Source organism: Streptomyces sp. NBC_01017 (genome assembly GCF_045162795.1).
GTDB lineage: Bacteria > Actinomycetota > Actinomycetes > Streptomycetales > Streptomycetaceae > Streptomyces > Streptomyces machairae.
Window position 1 is genome coordinate 8037242 of sequence record NZ_CP108683.1, and the last position, 20792, is coordinate 8058033.

The 20792-nt window shown below is 70.0% G+C and carries 27 protein-coding genes and 1 pseudogene; 23 read left to right on the plus strand and 5 right to left on the minus strand.

Annotation, left to right across the window (positions count from 1 at the left end):
• Nucleotides 1-52 precede the first annotated feature (52 nt).
• Complete coding sequence (locus OG331_RS36855) at nt 53-961, minus strand: ABC transporter ATP-binding protein (RefSeq protein WP_406210539.1); 909 nt, start codon at nt 959-961, stop codon at nt 53-55.
• On the opposite strand from OG331_RS36855, the pseudogene OG331_RS36860 reads away from it, so the two are divergent.
• Nucleotides 924-1001, plus strand: a pseudogene (locus tag OG331_RS36860) (hypothetical protein); the annotation flags it as partial. The gene OG331_RS36855 and the pseudogene OG331_RS36860 overlap by 38 nt on opposite strands.
• A gap of 20 nt (nt 1002-1021) precedes the next feature.
• On the opposite strand, the gene OG331_RS36865 reads toward OG331_RS36860, so the two are convergent.
• Nucleotides 1022-1819: an aminoglycoside N(3)-acetyltransferase gene (locus tag OG331_RS36865; RefSeq protein ID WP_406204625.1), complete on the minus strand. Its 798-nt coding sequence runs from the start codon at nt 1817-1819 to the stop codon at nt 1022-1024.
• Between the two features lie 161 nt (nt 1820-1980).
• On the opposite strand from OG331_RS36865, the gene OG331_RS36870 reads away from it, so the two are divergent.
• The 8 genes from OG331_RS36870 to OG331_RS36905 all read left to right on the plus strand — a co-directional run bounded on the left by OG331_RS36870 (nt 1981) and on the right by OG331_RS36905 (nt 8553).
• A complete protein-coding gene (locus OG331_RS36870; protein WP_406204628.1) occupies nt 1981-2733 on the plus strand; it encodes a helix-turn-helix transcriptional regulator in 753 nt (250 codons plus the stop codon).
• On the plus strand, nt 2730-4154 hold the full coding sequence (sufB, locus tag OG331_RS36875) for a Fe-S cluster assembly protein SufB (RefSeq protein ID WP_406204630.1): 1425 nt from the start codon (nt 2730-2732) through the stop codon (nt 4152-4154). The genes OG331_RS36870 and sufB overlap by 4 nt, the downstream gene beginning before the upstream one ends.
• A gap of 62 nt (nt 4155-4216) precedes the next feature.
• Nucleotides 4217-5398, plus strand: coding sequence for a Fe-S cluster assembly protein SufD (sufD, locus tag OG331_RS36880; RefSeq protein WP_406204633.1), 1182 nt, complete (start codon nt 4217-4219; stop codon nt 5396-5398).
• Nucleotides 5398-5715 (plus strand): non-heme iron oxygenase ferredoxin subunit, encoded by a 318-nt coding sequence (locus OG331_RS36885; protein WP_031057580.1) that lies wholly within the window; start codon nt 5398-5400, stop codon nt 5713-5715. The genes sufD and OG331_RS36885 overlap by 1 nt, the downstream gene beginning before the upstream one ends.
• A gap of 7 nt (nt 5716-5722) precedes the next feature.
• On the plus strand, nt 5723-6487 hold the full coding sequence (sufC, locus tag OG331_RS36890) for a Fe-S cluster assembly ATPase SufC (protein ID WP_406204636.1): 765 nt from the start codon (nt 5723-5725) through the stop codon (nt 6485-6487).
• Complete coding sequence (locus tag OG331_RS36895; protein ID WP_328882425.1) at nt 6484-7740, plus strand: cysteine desulfurase; 1257 nt, start codon at nt 6484-6486, stop codon at nt 7738-7740. The genes sufC and OG331_RS36895 overlap by 4 nt, the downstream gene beginning before the upstream one ends.
• Before the next feature lie 16 nt (nt 7741-7756).
• Entirely contained in the window at nt 7757-8224 is a 468-nt protein-coding gene (gene sufU / locus OG331_RS36900) for a Fe-S cluster assembly sulfur transfer protein SufU (RefSeq protein ID WP_328882426.1), read from the plus strand.
• Nucleotides 8221-8553: a metal-sulfur cluster assembly factor gene (locus OG331_RS36905; RefSeq protein ID WP_328428541.1), complete on the plus strand. Its 333-nt coding sequence runs from the start codon at nt 8221-8223 to the stop codon at nt 8551-8553. The genes sufU and OG331_RS36905 overlap by 4 nt, the downstream gene beginning before the upstream one ends.
• 87 nt (nt 8554-8640) lie before the next feature.
• Here OG331_RS36905 and OG331_RS36910 read toward each other — a convergent pair whose 3' ends face one another.
• On the minus strand, nt 8641-9462 hold the full coding sequence (locus OG331_RS36910; RefSeq protein ID WP_406204640.1) for an AbfB domain-containing protein: 822 nt from the start codon (nt 9460-9462) through the stop codon (nt 8641-8643).
• A 367-nt stretch (nt 9463-9829) separates the two neighbouring features.
• On the opposite strand from OG331_RS36910, the gene OG331_RS36915 reads away from it, so the two are divergent.
• A complete protein-coding gene (locus OG331_RS36915; protein WP_406204642.1) occupies nt 9830-10714 on the plus strand; it encodes an endo alpha-1,4 polygalactosaminidase in 885 nt (294 codons plus the stop codon).
• A 56-nt stretch (nt 10715-10770) separates the two neighbouring features.
• Here OG331_RS36915 and OG331_RS36920 read toward each other — a convergent pair whose 3' ends face one another.
• Entirely contained in the window at nt 10771-11178 is a 408-nt protein-coding gene (locus OG331_RS36920; protein WP_328882429.1) for a RidA family protein, read from the minus strand.
• Between the two features lie 104 nt (nt 11179-11282).
• Between OG331_RS36920 and OG331_RS36925 the strand changes: the two genes are divergently transcribed.
• The 7 genes from OG331_RS36925 (at nt 11283) to OG331_RS36955 (ending at nt 16144) form a co-directional block, all read left to right on the plus strand.
• Complete coding sequence (locus OG331_RS36925; protein ID WP_406204645.1) at nt 11283-11672, plus strand: winged helix-turn-helix transcriptional regulator; 390 nt, start codon at nt 11283-11285, stop codon at nt 11670-11672.
• A gap of 64 nt (nt 11673-11736) precedes the next feature.
• Nucleotides 11737-12057 (plus strand): multidrug efflux SMR transporter, encoded by a 321-nt coding sequence (locus OG331_RS36930; RefSeq protein WP_328428545.1) that lies wholly within the window; start codon nt 11737-11739, stop codon nt 12055-12057.
• Nucleotides 12057-12593 carry a TetR/AcrR family transcriptional regulator gene (locus tag OG331_RS36935; protein ID WP_406204648.1) on the plus strand — a complete coding sequence of 179 codons (537 nt, stop codon included), beginning with the start codon at nt 12057-12059 and terminating at the stop codon, nt 12591-12593. The genes OG331_RS36930 and OG331_RS36935 overlap by 1 nt, the downstream gene beginning before the upstream one ends.
• A 154-nt stretch (nt 12594-12747) precedes the next feature.
• Nucleotides 12748-13737 carry a 2,3,4,5-tetrahydropyridine-2,6-dicarboxylate N-succinyltransferase gene (gene dapD / locus OG331_RS36940; protein WP_362378473.1) on the plus strand — a complete coding sequence of 330 codons (990 nt, stop codon included), beginning with the start codon at nt 12748-12750 and terminating at the stop codon, nt 13735-13737.
• 197 nt (nt 13738-13934) lie between these two features.
• Nucleotides 13935-14174: a hypothetical protein gene (locus OG331_RS36945; protein ID WP_391403974.1), complete on the plus strand. Its 240-nt coding sequence runs from the start codon at nt 13935-13937 to the stop codon at nt 14172-14174.
• Nucleotides 14175-14351: 177 nt separating this feature from the next.
• Complete coding sequence (locus OG331_RS36950; RefSeq protein WP_406204651.1) at nt 14352-14909, plus strand: SigE family RNA polymerase sigma factor; 558 nt, start codon at nt 14352-14354, stop codon at nt 14907-14909.
• Nucleotides 14906-16144, plus strand: a complete 1239-nt coding sequence (locus tag OG331_RS36955) for a YncE family protein (protein ID WP_406204654.1) — start codon at nt 14906-14908, stop codon at nt 16142-16144. The genes OG331_RS36950 and OG331_RS36955 overlap by 4 nt, the downstream gene beginning before the upstream one ends.
• Here OG331_RS36955 and dapA read toward each other — a convergent pair whose 3' ends face one another.
• A complete protein-coding gene (gene dapA, locus OG331_RS36960) occupies nt 16145-17047 on the minus strand; it encodes a 4-hydroxy-tetrahydrodipicolinate synthase (RefSeq protein WP_406204657.1) in 903 nt (300 codons plus the stop codon). It abuts the gene before it with no gap.
• A gap of 168 nt (nt 17048-17215) precedes the next feature.
• Here dapA and OG331_RS36965 point away from each other — a divergent pair, with 168 nt between their 5' ends.
• The 6 genes from OG331_RS36965 to OG331_RS36990 all read left to right on the plus strand — a co-directional run bounded on the left by OG331_RS36965 (nt 17216) and on the right by OG331_RS36990 (nt 20784).
• Nucleotides 17216-17350: a hypothetical protein gene (locus OG331_RS36965; RefSeq protein ID WP_406204660.1), complete on the plus strand. Its 135-nt coding sequence runs from the start codon at nt 17216-17218 to the stop codon at nt 17348-17350.
• A gap of 53 nt (nt 17351-17403) precedes the next feature.
• Nucleotides 17404-17823 (plus strand): phage holin family protein, encoded by a 420-nt coding sequence (locus tag OG331_RS36970; RefSeq protein WP_406204663.1) that lies wholly within the window; start codon nt 17404-17406, stop codon nt 17821-17823.
• Nucleotides 17820-18425 carry a DUF3618 domain-containing protein gene (locus OG331_RS36975; protein ID WP_406204666.1) on the plus strand — a complete coding sequence of 202 codons (606 nt, stop codon included), beginning with the start codon at nt 17820-17822 and terminating at the stop codon, nt 18423-18425. The genes OG331_RS36970 and OG331_RS36975 overlap by 4 nt, the downstream gene beginning before the upstream one ends.
• A gap of 199 nt (nt 18426-18624) precedes the next feature.
• On the plus strand, nt 18625-19326 hold the full coding sequence (locus OG331_RS36980) for an antibiotic biosynthesis monooxygenase (RefSeq protein WP_406204669.1): 702 nt from the start codon (nt 18625-18627) through the stop codon (nt 19324-19326).
• An 89-nt stretch (nt 19327-19415) separates the two neighbouring features.
• The gene (locus tag OG331_RS36985) at nt 19416-20024 is read left to right on the plus strand and encodes a helix-turn-helix domain-containing protein (RefSeq protein ID WP_328882441.1); all 609 of its coding nucleotides are present in this window, start codon (nt 19416-19418) and stop codon (nt 20022-20024) included.
• Nucleotides 20025-20040: 16 nt separating this feature from the next.
• The gene (locus tag OG331_RS36990; protein WP_406204672.1) at nt 20041-20784 is read left to right on the plus strand and encodes an SRPBCC domain-containing protein; all 744 of its coding nucleotides are present in this window, start codon (nt 20041-20043) and stop codon (nt 20782-20784) included.
• Nucleotides 20785-20792 lie beyond the last annotated feature (8 nt).

The window sequence follows — 20792 nt, forward strand, 5'->3', positions numbered from 1 at the left end:
GGAAGCGGGGCGGCGCCCGGCTTCGGGGTGTACGTACCCGTACCGACCGTGGTCACGAACGCAGCTCCTTGCCGGTGAGCTCAAGAAAGACGTCTTCGAGGGTGTGCCGTTCCACCGAGATCTTCTCCGGCATCACCCCGTGCTGCGCACACCACGACGTCACCGTCGCGAGCAGCTGGGGGTCGACCTTGCCGACGACCCGGTACGAGCCCGGCGTCAGCTCCGCGGCCGTGCAGTCGGCGGGCAGGGCCTTGAGGAGGGAGCCCACGTCCAGGCCCGGGCGGCCGATGAAGCGGAGCGTGTTCTCGGCGCCGCCGCGGCACAGCTCCTCCGGGGAGCCCTGGGCGATGACCCGGCCCGCGTCGATGATCGCGACGTCGTCGGCGAGCTGCTCGGCCTCGTCCATGTAGTGGGTCGTGAGGATGACGGAGACGCCGTCCCCGCGCAGGTCCCGGATCAGGTCCCAGGTCGCGCGGCGGGCCTGCGGGTCGAGCCCGGCGGTCGGCTCGTCCAGGAACACCAGCTCCGGACGGCCGACGACGGCCATGGCGAGCGCGAGCCGCTGCTGCTGACCTCCGGAGAGACGGCGGTACGTGGTCCGGCCGCAGCTGCCGAGACCGAGCCGCTCGATGAGGGCGTCCACGTCCAGGGGGTGCGCGTGCAGCTTGGCGACATGCCGCAGCATCTCGTCCGCCCGCGCGCCCGAGTAGACACCGCCGGACTGGAGCATCACGCCGATCCGGGGCCGCAGCGCGCCGGACTGTCGCACCGGGTCGAGGCCCAGGACCCGCACCGTGCCGGAGTCCGGCTTCCGGTACCCCTCGCAGGACTCGACGGTCGTCGTCTTGCCCGCGCCGTTGGGTCCGAGTACGGCGGTCACGCCCGCCTGGGCCACCAGGTCGAGGCCGTTCACCGCGGTCTTCGTGCCGTACCGCTTCACCAGGGCCTGGACTTGGACCACGGGCTCAGTTCGCATGGCTCCAGAGTCTAGGTACGCGGCCGGTAACCCGAACGGCCGGGTTCACATCTCCTCCGCGCGGGGCCGGTGGATCTCCAGCCACCGCCCCGCGTACGCCACCGCGTCGGCCACGGGGAACAGCCGTGCCTCGGCCGCGCCCACCTTCCCGCGTACGACGGGACGGTCCCGGTCGAAGTCGCGCCCCAGTTCGTCGAACCGGTCCGAGGTGATCGACACCTCGGTCACCACCTCCCAGCCGGCAGGCCCTGGCCGGCCGACCTTCACCAGCGGCGAAGGTATCCGGTACTCGGCGAGATGGAAGCTGGTGCACGTCGCGTAACCGGCGCCGAGCAGCAGCACACGCGCGTGGAGCGCCTCCAGCCGGGCCAGCGGGCTGCGCTCGCCGAGCCGGCAGTCGTGGGCGTGCCCCTCGGTGATCTGCGCCGCGCGCGGCCCGAAGGCGGCGAAGGACGTCTGCGGATGCCCGCTGCGCAGGGCACCCGGCCAGGTCCGTACGGTCTCCGGGATCACGCCCACCCCGACCGCGGGCGTGACCAGGGGGTCGTAGGCGGGCATGGTCGCCCGGATCGTGTCCCACCACTCCTCGGGCACCGGCGGGTTGCTCCACACCGCCGGGTCCGAGAGGTCACCGGTCTGAGTGGGGACGACCAGGGTGCCGTCCGGGCCGAGTGCGTCGAGCAGTCCCTGGACGACCGCGACGGAGCCTCCGCAGACCCAGCCGAGGGCGCTGAGCGAGGAGTGCACGAGGAGGGTTTCACCGGTTTGGACCCCTAGCTCGCGCAGTTGTGCCGCGAGGGTGTCCCGAGTGACAAGAGGGCCGGTCGGAGGGGGTGTCGACATGTTTCGGGAGTGTCCCGCAGGGAGCCTCGCGGCGCCAGCGATTTGATCGATCAATGATCGTTTCCGCAGGTCAGATTAGGTATACCTAAGTGACGCAGGGCACCCGCGGGGTGTCCGGCCGTGGCTTGCCTGCCCTTGAGGAATTACGCAACAATGGCGTTGTGAAATACGTCGGCGAGGCTCGGGAGACCCGCATGGGAACCCCTCAGGAGGAGCTTGCGACCGGGGAGCGCTCCACGCGCAACCGGGTCGCGCGGTCCATCCTGGACCACGGGCCGTCGACCGTCGCGGAGCTGGCCGGCCGGCTGGGACTCACCCAGGCCGCCGTACGCAGGCATCTGGACGCGCTGGTCGCGGACGATGTCGTGGAGGCCCGGGAACAGCGGGTGTACGGCACGCGCACGCGTGGCCGTCCCGCCAAGGTCTTCGCGCTCACCGACTGCGGCCGCGACGCCTTCGACCAGTCGTACGACAAGCTCGCCGCGGACGCCCTCAAGTGGATCGCCGAGCGCGAGGGCGGGAGCGAGGCGGTCGCCGCCTTCGCCCGCGCCCGGATCGCCGCCCAGGCGAGCGCGTACCGCAAGGCGATCGAGGCCGTCAGCCCGGATGAGCGCACCGAAGCCCTGGCCAAGGCCTTGAGCGTGGACGGGTACGCTGCTACGGCGCGCAGCGCACCCCTCCCTCAAAAAGGCGAGCAGCTCTGCCAGCACCACTGCCCGGTGGCCCATGTCGCGGAGCAGTTCCCCCAGCTGTGCGAGGCGGAGACGGAGATCTTCGCCGAGCTGCTCGGAACGCATGTCCAGCGACTGGCGACCATCGCGCACGGCGACGGCGTCTGCACGACGTTCATCCCAAAGATTTCCCACACCACCGATAACGCATCTGCAAGCAAGGCCGGGAGGAACCCCGCATGACTCTCCCCATCGAGGAGACTGCCCACCCTGAGCTCGAGGGTCTGGGCAAGTACGAATACGGCTGGGCCGACTCCGACGAAGCCGGCGCCTCTGCGAAGCGTGGTCTGAGCGAGGACGTCGTCCGTGACATCTCCGGGAAGAAGAACGAGCCGGACTGGATGACCAAGCTCCGTCTCAAGGGTCTGCGGCTGTTCGACAAGAAGCCCATGCCGAACTGGGGCTCGGACCTCTCGGGCATCGACTTCGACAACATCAAGTACTTCGTGCGTTCCACGGAGAAGCAGGCGGAGTCCTGGGAGGACCTGCCCGAGGACATCAAGAACACGTACGACAAGCTCGGCATCCCCGAGGCGGAGAAGCAGCGCCTCGTCGCCGGTGTCGCGGCCCAGTACGAGTCCGAGGTCGTCTACCACCAGATCCGCGAGGACCTGGAGGAGCAGGGCGTCATCTTCCTGGACACCGACACGGCCCTGAAGGAGCACCCGGAGCTCTTCAAGGAGTACTTCGGCACCGTCATCCCGGTCGGTGACAACAAGTTCGCGTCGCTGAACACCGCCGTGTGGTCGGGCGGCTCCTTCATCTACGTGCCGAAGGGCGTGCACGTCGAGATCCCGCTCCAGGCCTACTTCCGTATCAACACGGAGAACATGGGCCAGTTCGAGCGGACGCTGATCATCGTCGACGAGGACGCCTACGTCCACTACGTCGAGGGCTGCACCGCGCCGATCTACAAGTCGGACTCCCTGCACTCCGCGGTGGTCGAGATCATCGTGAAGAAGGGCGCCCGCTGCCGCTACACGACCATCCAGAACTGGTCGAACAACGTCTACAACCTGGTCACCAAGCGCGCCGTCGCCTACGAGGGCGCGACCATGGAGTGGATCGACGGCAACATCGGCTCCAAGGTGACGATGAAGTACCCGGCCGTCTACCTGATGGGCGAGCACGCCAAGGGCGAGACCCTGTCCATCGCCTTCGCGGGCGAGGGGCAGCACCAGGACGCCGGCTCCAAGATGGTCCACATGGCGCCGAACACCTCCTCCAACATCGTGTCGAAGTCCGTGGCACGTGGCGGCGGCCGTACCTCGTACCGCGGTCTGGTCGAGATCGGCGAGGGCGCCCACGGCTCGAAGTCCAACGTGCTGTGCGACGCGCTGCTCGTCGACACCATCTCCCGCTCCGACACGTACCCCTACGTGGACGTCCGTGAGGACGACGTGTCCATGGGCCACGAGGCGACCGTCTCCAAGGTCTCCGAGGACCAGCTCTTCTACCTGATGAGCCGCGGTCTGAGCGAGTTCGAGGCGATGGCGATGATCGTGCGCGGCTTCGTCGAGCCGATCGCCAAGGAACTGCCCATGGAGTACGCCCTCGAGCTCAACCGGCTGATCGAGCTGCAGATGGAAGGCGCGGTCGGTTAAGACCGGGTCCTCCGTAAAGCAGCTAGCGAAATCTGACGTAGGAAGAGAGCAGACCGACAGCCATGGCTGAGGCTCAGAACATCCCGGTGGGGTCCACCACCGCCGGCGCGGTGGCCGTTGCCGCCGAGTCGACCGTCGCCACGCGCATGAGCGCACCCCCGTCCTACGACGTGGCGGACTTCCCGGTCCCGCACGGCCGCGAGGAGGAGTGGCGGTTCACCCCGCTGGAGCGCCTGCGCGGGCTGCACGACGGCACCGCCGTGGCGACCGGCGACGGCCTGCAGGTCACCGTCGAGGCCCCCGAGGGCGTCACCGTCGAGACCGTCGGCCGTGACGACGCCCGCCTCGGCAAGGCGGGCATGCCCGTGGACCGCGTCGCGGCCCAGGCGTACTCGGCGTTCGAGAAGGCCGGCGTGATCACCGTCCCCAAGGAGACGGTCCTCACCGAGCCGATCCGCATCGCCGTGCACGGCGAGGGCGGGATCGCCTACGGCCACCAGGTCGTGGAGCTCAAAGCCTTCGCCGAGGCCGTCGTCGTCATCGACCACACCGGTGACGCGGTGCTCGCCGCCAACGTCGACTACATCCTGGGCGACGGCGCCAAGCTCACCGTCGTCTCCGTCCAGGACTGGGACGACAAGGCCGTGCACGTGGGCCAGCACAACGCGCTGATCGGCCGGGACGCCACCTTCAAGTCGTTCGTGGTCACCTTCGGCGGCGACCTCGTACGCCTCCACCCGCGCGTCGCCTACGCCGGCACCGGCGGCGAGGCCGAGCTCTTCGGCCTCTACTTCACGGACGCCGGCCAGCACCAGGAGCACCGCCTCCTGGTCGACCACAACACCCCGCACTGCAAGTCGAACGTCGCCTACAAGGGCGCGCTCCAGGGCGAGGACGCGCACGCCGTGTGGATCGGTGACGTGCTGATCGAGGCCAGGGCCGAGGGCACGGACACCTACGAGATGAACCGCAACCTGGTTCTGACCGACGGCGCCCGGGTCGACTCCGTGCCGAACCTGGAGATCGAGACCGGCGAGATCGTCGGTGCCGGCCACGCCTCGGCGACCGGCCGCTTCGACGACGAGCAGCTCTTCTACCTGATGGCCCGCGGCATCCCGGCCGACGAGGCCCGTCGTCTGGTCGTCCGCGGCTTCTTCGCCGAGCTCGTCCAGCAGATCGGCGTCGACGACATCGAAGAGCGCCTCCTCGTGAAGATCGACGAGGAGCTGGAGGCCACGGTCTGATGGCTTTCGTACGCGCCTGCGGGCTGAGCGAGCTGGAGGAGGACACCCCGAAGCGGGTGGAACTCGACGGCACGCCGGTCTCGGTCGTGCAGACCGAGGGTGAGGTGTTCGCGATCCACGACATCTGCTCCCATGCGAACGTCTCGCTCTCCGAGGGCGAGGTGGAGGACTGCCAGATCGAGTGCTGGCTGCACGGCTCCAGCTTCGACCTCCGCACCGGCAAGCCGTCCGGCCTTCCCGCGACGCGCCCCGTCCCCGTATATCCCGTAAAGATCGAAGGGGACGACGTACTCGTCTCCCTCACCCAGGAGTCCTGAGGCACCCATGGCAACGCTTGAAATCCGAGACCTGCACGTCACCGTCGAGGCCGACAATGCCACGAAGGAGATCCTCAAGGGCGTCGACCTCACCGTGAAGCAGGGCGAGACGCACGCCATCATGGGCCCCAACGGCTCGGGCAAGTCGACCCTCGCCTACTCCCTCGCGGGTCACCCCAAGTACACGATCACCGCCGGCACCGTCACCCTCGACGGCGAGGACGTCCTGGAGATGTCCGTCGACGAGCGCGCCCGCGCCGGCCTGTTCCTCGCGATGCAGTACCCGGTCGAGGTCCCCGGCGTCTCGGTCTCCAACTTCCTCCGTACGTCCGCCACCGCCATCCGCGGCGAGGCCCCCAAGCTGCGCACCTGGGTGAAGGAGGTCAAGGAGACCATGGAGCGCCTCTCCATGGACCCGTCCTTCGCCGAGCGCAACGTCAACGAGGGCTTCTCCGGCGGTGAGAAGAAGCGCCACGAGATCCTTCAGCTGGAGCTGCTCAAGCCGAAGATCGCGATCCTCGACGAGACCGACTCCGGCCTGGACGTCGACGCCCTGCGCGTCGTCTCCGAGGGCGTGAACCGGGTCCGCGAGACCGGCGAGGTCGGCACCCTGCTGATCACGCACTACACGCGCATCCTGCGCTACATCAAGCCCGACTACGTCCACGTGTTCGCGAACGGCCGTATCGCCGAGTCCGGCGGAGCGGAGCTCGCGGACCAGCTCGAGGCCGAGGGCTACGACAAGTACGTGAAGGGTGGCGCATCCGCGTGACACAGCTGCCGGGCCTCCTCGACACCGAGGCGCTCCGCAAGGACTTCCCGATCCTGGACCGCGTCGTCCACGGCGACAAGAAGCTCGTGTACCTGGACAACGCGGCGACCTCGCAGACGCCGCGCCAGGTGCTCGACGTGCTCTCCGAGTACTACGAGCAGCACAACGCCAACGTCCACCGTGGCGTGCACGTCCTCGCCGAGGAGGCCACGGCGCTGTACGAGGGCGCGCGCGACAAGGTCGCGGAGTTCATCAACGCGCCCAGCCGCGACGAGGTGATCTTCACGAAGAACGCCTCCGAGTCGCTGAACCTCGTGGCCAACATGCTCGGCTGGGCCGACGAGCCCTACCGGGTGGACCACGAGACCGAGATCGTCATCACGGAGATGGAGCACCACTCCAACATCGTGCCGTGGCAGCTGCTCGCGCAGCGCACGGGCGCGAAGCTGAAGTGGTTCGGCCTGACCGACGACGGCCGTCTCGACCTGTCCAACATCGACGAGATCATCACGGAGAAGACGAAGATCGTCTCCTTCGTGCTGGTGTCGAACATCCTGGGCACGCTCAACCCGGTCGAGGCGATAGTGCGCCGTGCACAGGAGGTCGGTGCGCTGGTGTGCATCGACGCCTCGCAGGCCGCTCCCCACATGCCGCTGGACGTGCAGTCGCTCCAGGCCGACTTCGTGGCCTTCACCGGCCACAAGATGTGCGGCCCGACCGGCATCGGCGTCCTGTGGGGCCGCCAGGAGCTGCTGGAGGACCTGCCCCCGTTCCTCGGCGGCGGCGAGATGATCGAGACCGTGTCGATGCACTCGTCGACGTACGCTCCCGCCCCGCACAAGTTCGAGGCGGGCACGCCCCCGATCTCCCAGGCGATCGGCCTCGGCGCGGCGATCGACTACCTCAACTCGATCGGCATGGACAAGATCCTCGCCCACGAGCACGCGCTCACCGAGTACGCGGTGAAGCGGTTCGCGGAGGTCCCCGACCTCAGGATCATCGGCCCGACCACGGCCGAGGACCGGGGCGCCGCGATCTCCTTCACGCTCGGCGACATCCATCCGCACGACGTGGGCCAGGTCCTCGACGAGCAGGGCATCGCGGTCCGGGTCGGCCACCACTGCGCGCGGCCGGTCTGCCTCCGCTACGGAATTCCTGCGACCACGCGAGCGTCGTTCTATCTGTACTCCACGCCGGCCGAGATCGACGCTCTGGTGGACGGCCTGGAGCACGTACGGAACTTCTTCGGCTGACGGGACGAGCGATCGCATGAAGCTGGATTCGATGTACCAGGAAGTCATCCTGGACCACTACAAGAACCCGCACGGGCGGGGCTTGCGGGATGGCGACGCCGAGGTGCACCACGTCAACCCGACGTGCGGCGATGAGATCACCCTGCGCGTGAAGTACGACGGCACGAAGATCGAGGACGTCTCGTACGAGGGCCAGGGCTGTTCCATCAGCCAGGCGAGCGCGTCCGTACTGAACGAACTCCTCGTCGGCAAGGACCTCTCCGACGCGCAGAAGATCCAGGAGACCTTCCTGGAGCTGATGCAGTCCAAGGGGAAGCTCGAGCCCGATGACGCGATGGAGGAGGTTCTGGAGGACGCGGTCGCGTTCTCCGGAGTCTCCAAGTACCCCGCCCGGGTCAAGTGCGCCCTCCTGAGCTGGATGGCGTGGAAGGACGCGACGGCCCAGGCGCTGGGCGACGCCGACGCCGAAAGGAAGACGGCATGAGTGACACCGTGGAGATGAAGCCGGCCTCGGAGGAAGAGGTCCGTGAGGCGCTGTACGACGTCGTCGACCCCGAGCTGGGTATCGACGTCGTCAATCTCGGCCTCATCTACGGCATCCACATCGACGACGCGAACATCGCGACGCTCGACATGACCCTGACCTCGGCGGCCTGCCCGCTGACGGACGTCATCGAGGACCAGGCCAAGTCCGCCACGGACGGCCTCGTCAACGAGCTGCGCATCAACTGGGTCTGGATGCCGCCGTGGGGGCCGGACAAGATCACGGACGATGGGCGTGAGCAGCTTCGGGCGCTTGGGTTCAACGTCTGATTCAGGGGCCGAGGCTCCCCACGCACGGACAAAGCGGCGGCACCTTCCGGGTGCCGCCGCTTTCCCGTGCTCGTGGTCGGGGTTGGCTCAGGCCGGCCCGCCGACCATCCGGAACGACGAGTCCGCCAGGTACAGGGAGCTGTACTCGAAGCGTTCGAGACGGACGACGAAGTTCTTGTGGCGGAGGAAGTACCCCGGGTAGTTGACCGACTCCAGCATGGTCGCGCCGGAGTGGGACGAGTCGCGGGGGCAGAAGGTGGCGTCCTGCTTGAACTGGGCGGAGCCGTCGTGACGTTCGGTGCGCAGGACGAAGGTGCGGTGCCGGAGGTAGCTGCCGTCATGCGTGGCGAAGGAGTAGCAGGAGCCGTCGGCCAGGCCCTTCACCTGCTTGAACGTGGAGTCCTCGCGGGATTCGGAACCGCGGACCGGGTCCAGGGCCACGGAGCCACCGCTCACGTGCCAGTAGCGGTCCGGGTAGTTGACCGAGCGGAAGGACCGCCAGGTGGTGGCGGCCGGGGGCTTCGGGGCGGCTGATGAACCGCCCTCGCCCGACGCCGACTTGGACGGCTTCGGCGCGGGCTTGGGTGTGCCGGCGTCCTGTTGGCGCGGCGCCCTGGTCGCCGCCTCGGCCGTCGACAGGCCGCTCTTGCCCTTCGGGGGAGTCTCCGAGGGCGTGGCGAACGAGATCAGGCCGGGGGCCGTCGTGTTCTCGTCGGCCGGTGCCGAGCGTGTCTGCTCGTCAGGTGCCCTCTCCATCACGACGATTGCCGTGGCGCACGCGACGATCGTCGCCACCGCCATGCCGCCCGCCAGCCACAGGCGGCGCGTCCCGGGCGCCCGGGAGGTGTCCGGAGCCCAGCCGTTCTCCCAAGGTTGGTCCTGAGACGGCCGGGACTTGTTTTCTGGCATGCGCTGTTCCCCCAGCGGTGTCATGGGGCGACGACCGCGGCTGCGAAGGCCCGGTATGTGAACGGTGAAACACTAGTGGACCCAGTGACTCCCGAGCACCTGTTTGGAACGAGCCGTATCCAGATCGATCTCTGAGCCGGTTTCAGGAGGGAGCGGGCGGGGTTCTCCGCGTCAGCAGTCGGGGGCGTGATAACTGACGCTCAATCAATTATGGGCAGAGAGCGGCCTGTTGACGTCGTGGCTGGTTTCCGACGGCGAGGGGCTCAGTCGAGGCCGTCGCGGCCCCGACTGCCGGGCCCAGGCCCGCAACAGGGCATCATGGCCGGGCAGCACTGCAGGAGCACACACCGACAGGAGCCCCCGGACCATGGCCCACCGCGCCCCCCGTGCCCTCCGCCGCGCGCTCGCGGCCGCAGCTCTGTGCGGTGCGCTCGCCGTGGCCGCGGGCGGATGTACGGCGTCCGACGGTGAGGACGCCGACGAGCCGGGCCGCTCCACCGCCCCGACGGCCCCCGGCACCGGCGGGGCCGGGAAGGTGGTCCTGCCCGAGCCGGGGGTCGCCTTCGACTACCAGATCGGCGGGGCCTACCGGCCGCCCACCGGCGTACGCGCGGTCTCCCGCGACCGGGCGGCGAAACCGGCGCCGGGGGTCTACAACCTCTGCTACGTCAACGCCTTCCAGGCCCAGCCGGACACCGAGGACTGGTGGGAGGCCCGCCATCCCGACCTGCTCCTCCGCGACGCCGACGACTCGCTGGTCATCGACCGGGACTGGGACGAGGCCGTCCTGGACATCTCGACACCCGCCAAGCGCGAACGGCTCGCCGACGTCGTGGGGGAGTGGATCGACGGCTGTGCCGCCGCCGGATTCCAGGCCGTCGAGGCCGACAACCTCGACTCGCACGAGCGGTCCGACGGTCTGCTGACCGCCGACGACAACGTGGCCTTCGGCAAGCTGATCACCGCCCGGGCCCACGCCGCCGGCCTGGCGATCGGCCAGAAGAACGCCGCCGAACTGGCCGGACAGGGGCGCGATATCGGCTTCGACTTCGCGGTGGCCGAGGAATGCGGACAGTACGACGAGTGCGACGCCTACGCGGACGCGTACGACGACCGCGTCTTCGACATCGAGTACCGGCAGGACGGCCTCGCCGCCGCGTGTGCGCAGTGGGGCGACAAGCTGTCGGTGGTCCTGCGCGACCTGGACGTCGTACCGGCGGGGGAGGACGCGTACCGCCGCCGTACCTGCTGACCCGGGGCCGGCCCACCCGCCCCGGACGGCGCCTGTCCGGTCGTGGGTTCAGTGACTCAGTCGAGGACCGCGGTGGCCTCGATCTCGACCAGATGCTCGGGCACGTCCAGTGCCGCGACGCCCAGCAGTGTGGCCGGCGGTGCGGCGGTGACTCCCAGCTTGGTGGCCGCCCGGGTGATCCCCTCCATGAGCTGGGGCATCTTGTCGGGTGTCCAGTCGACGACGTGGACGTTCAGCTTCGCGACGTCGTCGAAGGAGGCGCCGGCCGCGGCCAGGGCGGTGCCGACGTTGAGGTAGCACTGCTCGACCTGCGCGGCGAGGTCGCCCGTGCCGACCGCGGTGCCTTCCGCGTCCCACGCGACCTGCCCGGCGACGAAGACCAGCTTCGAGCCGCTCGCGATCGACACCTGGTGGTAGGCGTCGACCTCCACCAGTCCGCTCGGGTTCACCAAAGTGATGGCCATGTCGTCCGTCCGTTCCGTCTAGTGGTCACTTGTGGTTACTCAGGAACCGTAGGAGAGTGGCCGCTGACATGGAAGAACGCACTTTTCGGTGACTGGGGAACCTCATGGGAACCAAGCAGTTCAGCGACTCACTGGACCAGGCGGACGTGACGCGCGCGGACTCCCTGGCCCGGGAGATCTTCTCGGACATCGCGAACAAATGGGCTTTGCTGATCATCGAGGCTCTGGGGGAGCGGACCCTGCGCTTCAGCGAGCTGCGCGGCGAGGTCGACGGGATCAGCCACAAGATGCTCACCCAGAACCTGCGCATGCTGGAGCGCAACGGCCTGATCGAGCGCACCGTGCACGCCACGGTGCCGCCGCGCGTCGAGTACACGCTCACCGAGCCGGGCCAGGCCCTGCGGGTGACCATCGACGGCATGTGCGACTGGACCCACCGGTACCTCGGTGACATCGAGGCGTCCCGCCACCGCTTCGAGGCGCGGAAGCCGTAAGTGTGCGAGGACGGTTGTGTACGGCCGTACGCAACTGTCGCGATCGTTGTGTACGCTCGTACATATGGGATACCTGCTGCTCGCCGGAGCCATAGCGGCCGAGGTGGCCGCCACTACGTCCATGAAGTACAGCGACGGCTTCAGCAGGCTCTGGCCGTCGCTGCTGACCGCCCTCGGCTACCTCGTCTCCTTCGCGCTGCTCGCCCAGACCCTGAGGACCGTCTCCGTGGGCACGGCCTACGCGATCTGGGCGGGCGTCGGCACGGCGGCCATCGCCACCATCGGGATCCTGTTCATGGGGGAGGGGATGACGGTCGCCAAGGCCGCGGGCATCGCGCTGATCATCGCCGGCGTGGTGGTGCTGAACCTGGGAGGCGCGCACTGATGCCCCGGCGCTACGACCCCGAGCGGCGTCAGCGGATCATCGACGCGGCGATCCGGGTCGTCGGGGAGAAGGGCATCGCGGGGCTGAGCCACCGCACGGCCGCCGCGGAGGCGGACGTGCCGCTGGGCTCCACGACGTACCACTTCAAGACCCTCGACGATCTGCTGGTCGCCGCCCTGCGCCAGGCCAACGAGGGCTTCGCCAAGGTGGTCGCCTCGCGCGGCGGCCTCACGGACCCGGACACCGACCTGGCCGCCGAACTCGCCGGCTGGATGGGCGAGTGGCTCGCGGGGGACCGCACGGGCGTGGAGCTGGAGTACGAGCTCTACCTCGCCGCCCTGCGCCGCCCCGCCCTGCGTCCGGTTGCCGCCGAGTGGGCGCAGGACCTCGCCGACCGGCTCTCCCGGCGCACGGACACGGTCACCGCGCGGGCGCTGGTGGCGTTGATGGACGGGATCTGTCTGCAGGTGTTGCTGACCGAGGTGCCCTACGACGAGGGGTATGCGTGTGAGGTGCTGCGGCGGGTGATTCCCTGACGGGAGGTGTGACTCCCGGCCGGAGCAGGAACGCCGGAGCGACCGACCACACCGGCCAGGGACTGGGGCCACGGTCAGCCACGGACGGCCCGTACCCTGAGACGCCCCTCCCGCCGGTTGGCCCGGGCGGCCCCCCGCCGGTTAGGTTGCCCTCATGACCGACACGACTGCTCCTCGTACCACCGGCGCCGTGGCAGCCGGCCTTGCCACGATCGCCGCTGACGGCACTGTTCTCGACACCTGGTTCCCCGCGCCCGAGCTCGTCGCCGAGCCCGGTCCCTCCGGCAGCGAGCGGCTGTCCGCCGAGCGGGCCGTCGAGCTGATCGGTGAGGGCGCCGCGAAGGCGGTCGGGCCGGATGCACGCCGGGGCGTCGAGGTCGTCGCGGTCCGCACGGTCATCGCCTCGCTCGACGAGAAGCCGATCGACGCGCACGACGTGTACCTGCGCCTGCACCTGCTCTCCCACCGCCTGGTCAAGCCGCACGGCCTGAGCCTGGAGGGCCAGTTCGGCTTCCTCGCCAACGTCGCCTGGACCTCCCTCGGCCCGGTCGCCGTCGACGACGTCGAGAAGGTCCGCCTGAACGCCCGCGCGGAGGGGCTGCACCTCCAGGTCACCTCGATCGACAAGTTCCCGCGGATGACGGACTACGTCGCCCCCAAGGGCGTGCGCATCGCCGACGCCGACCGGGTCCGCCTGGGCGCGCACCTCTCCGAGGGCACCACCGTCATGCACGAGGGCTTCGTCAACTTCAACGCCGGCACCCTCGGCACCTCCATGGTCGAGGGCCGTATCTCCGCGGGCGTCGTGGTCGGCGACGGCTCGGACATCGGCGGCGGCGCGTCGACGATGGGCACCCTGTCCGGCGGCGGCAACGTGATCATCACCATCGGCGAGCGCTGCCTGATCGGCGCCGAGGCGGGCGTCGGCATCGCGCTGGGCGACGAGTGCGTCGTCGAGGCCGGCCTGTACGTCACCGCCGGCACCCGCATCACGATGCCCGACGGCCAGATCGTCAAGGCCCGCGAACTCTCCGGCGCCTCCAACATCCTCTTCCGCCGCAACTCGGTCACCGGCACGGTCGAGGCCCGCCCGAACAACGCGGTGTGGGGCGGCCTGAACGAGATCCTGCACAGCCACAACTGACGGCGACCGCCCTCGGACTGCTGTCGTCGAGCGCCCTCCCACAGCCGGAAACGGCTCGTGGGAGGGCGCTCGACGTGTGTCAGCCCGGCGCGGCGCGATCACGTACGGGTTACTCCACGTGACCTCAGCGCGGTCCAGGCAGATGAACAGGTCGACGCAGTTTCCGATCACACGCCGAACCGACGAGATGAGGGCCGATGGTGGGTCGAGTGAAGACGAGTGCGCGGGGCAGGGCTGTAGTGCGCCTGGTGGTGGGCACGCTGGCTGCGGGGGCGGCGTGCTGGCTGCCGGCCGGGGCCGCCTATGCCGACGAGACCAACACGGGCTCGCACAACGGGCCCCGCATCGGGCTGGTCAACGTGGGGCAGGTCGACGATCCGATGGAAGATGTGCTGGAGCACTTCCTGCTCTTCGGGGACGGGTACAAGTGGGGCTGATCGCGCGCTGAGCGCAGCGAACATGGGCCGGGGCCCGTACCGCACAGGGTGGCGGTGCGGGCCCTGCCGTGTGGGGGATTCTTTTCTGCGCAGCCGGCATAGCGGCAGCACACCGCACGCGTCACAGGGGGTAGGAGAGGCGGGCGTCCGGCCCGTCCGGGGGAAGAGAAGGTGACGATGGATGCCGAAGCGCAGCAGAGCTTTCGGGAGTTCGTGGAGAACCGGTCGTCCGCGCTGCTGAAGACGGCGGTGCTGCTGACCGGCGGCGACCGGCACGCCGGGGAGGATCTGCTGCAGAACGCCCTGATGAAGGCGGCCGGCCGCTGGCATCGCATCGACGAGCCGGAAGCGTACGTGCGGCAGGTCCTGTACCGGCAGCAGATCAGCCGCTGGCGGCTGAAGTGGCCCCGGCGTGAACTCACCGTCGCCGAGCCGCCCGAGAGCGGGGCGAGCCCGGATGCGGCATCCGCCGCCGAGCTGCGGCTGCTGATGCGGGGCGCACTGGCGCGGCTGACCGCGCGGCAGCGCACCGTACTGGTGCTGCGCTACTTCGAGGACCTGCCGGAGGCCGACGTGGCCCGCATCCTCGGCTGTTCCGTGGGGACCGTACGGTCCACGACCCACCGCTCGCTGGCCCGGCTGCGCTCGCTCGCGCCGGAGCTGGCAGCCCTGGACCCGGCGGCCGCCGGACCGCGGCCGTCCCGTGACTTCTCACCCGTGGAGGTGCGTCCGTGAACGTCGAGGAACTCGTGCGTGACTCCCTGCGGGAGCTGGCCACCGAACAGCCGTCGGCCGGGCCGGGGTTCGCCGACCGGGTCCTGGCCGTGCGCAGACGCCGCCGCACCCGGCGGATCGTTTCCGTCGCCGCGGCCACCGCGGCCGTGGTCGCCATCGGCGTCGCGGTGCCGCTGCTGGACGCCGGCAAGGACGACGTGCGTCCTGCGAGCGTGCTGGAGCAGGGCGGCGTCCACGCCCACCCGGACCAGTCGCCGCCGCGCGACCTGATCGGGGCGGAGGACACGGTGCTGGCCGCCTACTCCACGGCGGAACTCCGCGCCGAGACCGACAAGCGGGGTGCCATCGTGCGCACCTACTGGCTGCTCGACCCGGAGACCGGGAAGTACGAGAAGGACACCCGGTGGTCATTCGTCGCCGTCGCCCCCGGCGTGAAGACGGCCGCCGTGCTGGAGCAGAACCTGCCCGTGAGCCGGATCGGCCTGCTCGACCTGGCGACGGGGGAGGTCGAGCGGTGGATCCCGGTCGAGCGCGGGGTCGGCGGGCTGGCGTTCTCGCAGGACGGGAGCAGGCTCGTCGCGACGACGTACGGCGAGAACCCCGACCTGCGGATCAAGGAGGCGGCGCTCAACGGCGAGGGCCAGGAGGTGTGGGAGTGGATGTCCAGGTACGGCGAGTCGAGCCGGACCGGTTTCTACGACCTCGACGTGGCCTCCGGCGAGGGCTCCTGGAGCGCGGTCGCGCCCGACCGCAACATCAACGCCCGCCAGGACTTCGCGTACAGCCGGTCCGGTGAGCTGGTGTACTCGCGGTTCATCGGCGGGAGGGACGGGCTCCAGCAGTTCTACGACCTGCGGGGCAGGAAGGCCGCCGCTCCCGCCGACGAGAAACACCTGCGTTCGGACGTCGAGGCTCGGCTGTCCCCGAACGGCTCTCTCGCCGCCCTCGGTCTGACGAAGGAGGTCGACGGATCCCCGGGCAGGTCCTACTCCTCGATCCGTGACCCCCGTACGGGCAAGGAGATCACCAAGGTCCGCGGGGGCGAACTGCTCGCCTGGGCGGACGACAAGCGGCTCATCGCCTGGGAACGGGTCACCGGTCTCGACGAGTCGTACCGGCCCCGGCTCGTGCTGGTCACGATCGGCAGCGACAAGGTCGTACCACTGAGCGGTGTTCGTGAGCCGGACCGGGACGAGAAACGACAGGGGTGGGAGCCTGTTTTCGCCCGACGTTGATCAACCCGTCGTGAGCTCCTCGTAAGCCGCCAGCAGCCCGTCGACCGCCTCCCGGCCGGCGGGCCGCAGCGGTGCGCGGACCGGGCCCGCGGGCAGGCCGAGCGCATTGAGCAGAGCCTTCGCGGTGACCGCGCCGGGCAGGCCCGCCGCCATCATCAACTCGATGAGCGGCGTGGCACGTTGCTGGAGGCGGGCGGACACGGGGGTGTCGCCCGCCTCGAACGTGTCGAGGACCGCACGGAGTTGGGCCGGAACGACGTTCGCGACGGTGCTGATGTAGCCGGCGCCGCCCACCGCGTACAGCGCGAGGTTGTGCTCGTCGCAGCCCGCGTAGTACGCCAACTCCGTGCGGGCGAGCACCTTCTGGGCGCCGAGGAAGTCGTAGGAGCAGTCCTTCACCGCGACGATCCGGGGGTGCTCGGCGAGCCGGATCAGCGTCTCCGGCTCGATCCGGGTACCGGTGCGGCCGGGGATGTCGTACAGCGCGAGGGGCAGTCCGGCGGCGTCGGCGATCTCGCGGAAGTGCGCCTCGACGGCGTCCTGCGGGGGCTTGCTGTAGTACGGAGCGACCACCAACAGGCCGTCGGCGCCCGCCTTTTCGGCCGTCAGGGCGAGTTCGACGGTGTGCCGGGTGTCGAAGGTGCCCACTCCCGCGACGATCGTCGTCCGGTCGCCCACCGCTTCCCGGACGGCTCTGATCAGCTCCGCCTTCTCGGCGTCCGAGGTGGTCGGCGACTCGCCCGTCGTGCCGGAGAGCACGAGCCCGTCGCACCCCTCGGCCACCAGCCGGTCGGCCAGCCGCTGGGCGCCGTCGAGGTCGAGGGATCCCGCCTCGGTGAAGGGCGTGAGCATGGCGCAGAGGGCCCGGCCGAAGGGAGGGGCCGAGGCGTTGGCGGTCGTCATGGTATTAGTGTCGGCAGTGTCATGTCGTAGCTCTACTTAATTCTGCTACGGGGTATTGGTAAGCGTTGCTTCGGCGTGTGGCGGCTTGCCCTATGTCCGACTGGCTCGCGGGGTTCGCCCGGCCGGCAGGGGAGCGGCTGCGGGTGGTGGCCGGCGTCCGTCGAGTCCGTGGCCGACCTCGCTGTGGCCGATGAGGTCGGTGTGCCCGAACTGGCTGCCGAGGCTGTGCTGTTGCAGGCCCGCCTCGACTGGTTCCAGGCCCGGCCGGGCGGGCGCGGACCGGACGGCGGAGGGAAGGGATAGCCGGGGCGGCGCCGGGTACCCGGGTGTTCCGAATCGAGAGGAGGCGGAACACCGTGACCGGGTCCACTACCCCCGAGCGGGTGCACGACGAGCACCACTCGGTGAGCGAACTCGTAGGGCAGGCGGGCGAACAGCTCTCCCGGCTCGTACGACAGGAAGTCGCCCTCGCCAAGGAGGAGCTGGCCGAGAAGGGCCGACGTGCCGGCACGGGCGGCGGGCTGCTCGGCGCGGCGGGCGCCGTCGCGTACGCCGGTCTGCTGTTCCTGGCCGCCGCGGCCACCGCCGCACTCTCGCTGACGCTGCCCGTGTGGGCCGCGGCGCTGATCGTGACGGGCGTCCTGCTCGCCCTCGCCGGTCTGCTGGCCGCGACCGGCCGCGCCCGGCTGCGGCGCGCCGCACCCCCCACGCCGGAGGAGGCCCTCGGCAGCGTCAGGGCCGATGTCGAGGAGATCAAGGAAAGGGCACACCGATGACGGACCGCAAGGCGGGGGCGACGGGCGGCGGAAAGGCCGCGCAGAAGGGCGCCGCGAAAGCCGCTGCCGCGGGGAAGTCCGCGGCGGCGAAGGCGAGCGCAGGGGCCAAGGGCCCCGAGGAACTGCGCGGCCAGATCGAGCGGACGCGCAGCGAACTCGGCGACACCGTGGCGGAGTTGGCCGGGAAGGCGGATGTGAAGGGCCGAGCCCTGGCGCGCGCCGCCGACCTCAAGGACAAGGCGGGCGCGATGACCGTGCAGCTGCGCAGCAGCGCGGCCCAGGCCGGGCACGTGGTGCAGGACCGGGCCGCACGCGCCGGGCACGTCGTGCAGGACCGGGCGACCCAGGCGGGACACGTCGTGCAGGACAAGGCGACGCACGCCGGGCACACGGTGCAGGACCGGGCGACCCAGGCCGGACACACCGTCCAGGGCAGGGCGACGCACGCGGGCCATGTGGTCGAGCACAGCGTGCCGCGCCCCGTCCGCACCGTCGTCCAGGCCGGACTGCGGCATCCGCGGCCGGTGCTGATCGCCGGGGCGGCCGTGGGCGCTGTGGTCGCCGCGCAGGTGTTGCGGCGCCGGCACAACGGGCACCGCTGAGACGCCGGTCGAGGGAGACGGCGAGGCGGCGCGGGACCGGTCACCGGTCCCGCGCCGCTCTATGTGTACTCGGATTCCGCGCCGCACCGCCCTGCGCGATCTCGTGAACCCCGCCTTCCAAGGGCCCACTTGACCTCAAGTCCGGTTGAGGTCGAAAGGTGTTCAGTGCACGCATTGACCACCGGCTCCGGAGGCATCCATGACCCGTCGCACCGACGCCCACCCCGACCTCACCCGCCCCGAGATCGGCGCCCCCTTCTTCAGTACCTGGCGGGTCGGCACCCCCTTGCGCCAGCAGCAGACGGTCGAGGCGATCGCCGGCACCTGGGAGCGCCGCCCCTGGCCCACCGATGGTCTGCTCGGCTACCACGTCTACACCGGGCAGGACGCCGCCACCCTCCTGCACTACTCGCAGTGGCGCAGCGACCAGGCCTACGAGGCCTTCGTGAAGACCCACCGCCAGGAGCGCAACGACGCGATCGACACGGCCGTGCCGGGCATCGAGCGGCTGGGACTCGGCCGGTACCGGCACTACCGCAGCGGCACTCGCGAGGGCGACACCCGCGTCCCCGGCTGCATCGTGATCGTCGACATCGAGTTCGAGGGGCCCGATCCCGACCGGCAGCGCGCCTGGGTCGACGCCGTCTTCGAGGCCCTGGTGAGCGAGCCGAACCCGCACTCCGGCGGCATCTCCGCCCACTTCCACCTCAGCACCGACGGCACCCGAGTCCTGAACTACGCCGAATGGGAGAGCGCCGCCGCCCACATCGACGCCCTCGCCGCCCCGGGCAACGGCATCGGCTCGGCCACCGAGCTGTGGCACCGCGTCCAGACCTGGCCGGGGCTGAAGAGCAGCACGGTCAGTCGGTACGACCACGCCGTCGGCCTCGTTCCCGAGTGACGCCGTGACGCCGTGACGCCGTGACGCCTCCCCTCACCGAAAACTCCAACCGTCTGGACAAAAAAAGTTTTCGGTGAGACGGTGGACGCATGCTGGACGTCACCGTGATCGAGGACCCCGAGGCCGCAGCCGTCTCCCTGGACCCCACAAGGGCCCGGCTGCTCGCCGAGCTGGCGGCCGGCCCCGCGTCGGCCGCCATGCTGGCCGGAAAGGTCGGGCTGCCCAGGCAGAAGGTGAACTACCACCTCAAGGCGCTGGAGCGGCACGGACTGGTGGAGCTGGCCGGCGAGCGCCGCAAGGGCAACGTCACCGAGCGGCTGATGCAGGCGACCGCCGCGTCGTACGTCATCTCGCCGCTCGCGCTCGCCGCAGTGCAGCCGGACCCGGACCGCTTCCGTGACCAGCTCTCCGCCCGCTGGCTGCTCGCGCTCGGCGCCCGGCTCGTCCGGGACGTCGGCTCGCTGATCACCGGCGCCGCGAAGGCCCGCAAGAGGCTGGCGACGTACGCCCTGGACGGCGAGGTCCGCTTCGCCTCGGCGGCCGAACGAGCCGCGTTCATCCAGGAGTTGACGGCGGGCGTGAGCGCGCTGATCCACAAGTACGACGCGCCCGACGCGGAGGGCGGCCGCGATCACCGGATCGTGGTCGCCGTACACCCCACGGTCAAGGACCAGCCGAACCCCGCACTCGACCAGTAATCAGCAGGAGCCCACCATGTCCAAGGAATTCGAGATCGCCCGCGAGTTCGAGGTCGACGCCACACCGGAACAGGTGTGGGACGCGATCACCAGCAACACCGGCGGCTGGATGTGGCCGTCGGAGCCGCCCGAGCCGCGCGTCGGCGGCAAGGGGGCGATGGGCTCCACGGTCACCGCCTGGGACCCGCCGCACCGCTACACCAACCGGGCGGAGGACGTCGAGGGTGTCGAGGAGCAGAGCCTCAACCAGCTCGACTACACCATCGAGCCGCGCGAGGGAGGCCGCCGGGCCTGGGTGCGGTATGTGCACAGTGGCATCCTCGTCGACGACTGGGACAACCAGTACGACGCCGCCGGCCGGCACACCGACTTCTATCTGCACACGCTGCGCCAGTACCTGACGGAGTTCGGCGGCCGTCCGGTCGTCGCCTTCACGACCTTCGATGGGCCCGACACGTCGAAGACGGCGGACGCCTTCGTCGCCGTGGGCCGCGCGCTCGGCCTCGGGGACGACACCGCCGAGGGGACGCGGGTCCAGGCACGCGGCCCCGAGGGCCGACTCCTCGACGCCGTGGTGGACTTCCGCAACCCGTACTTCCTCGGGCTGCGCACGGACGACGCCATGATCCGCTTCTTCGGCCGCAACCACTGGGGCTACCCGGTCGGCATCTCCGTGCACGACTTCGCCCCGGGCGCCGACGCCAAGGCGGTCGAGGCCGCCTGGCAGGACTGGCTGAACGGCGTGTTCAGCCAGTCCTGAACCGCACC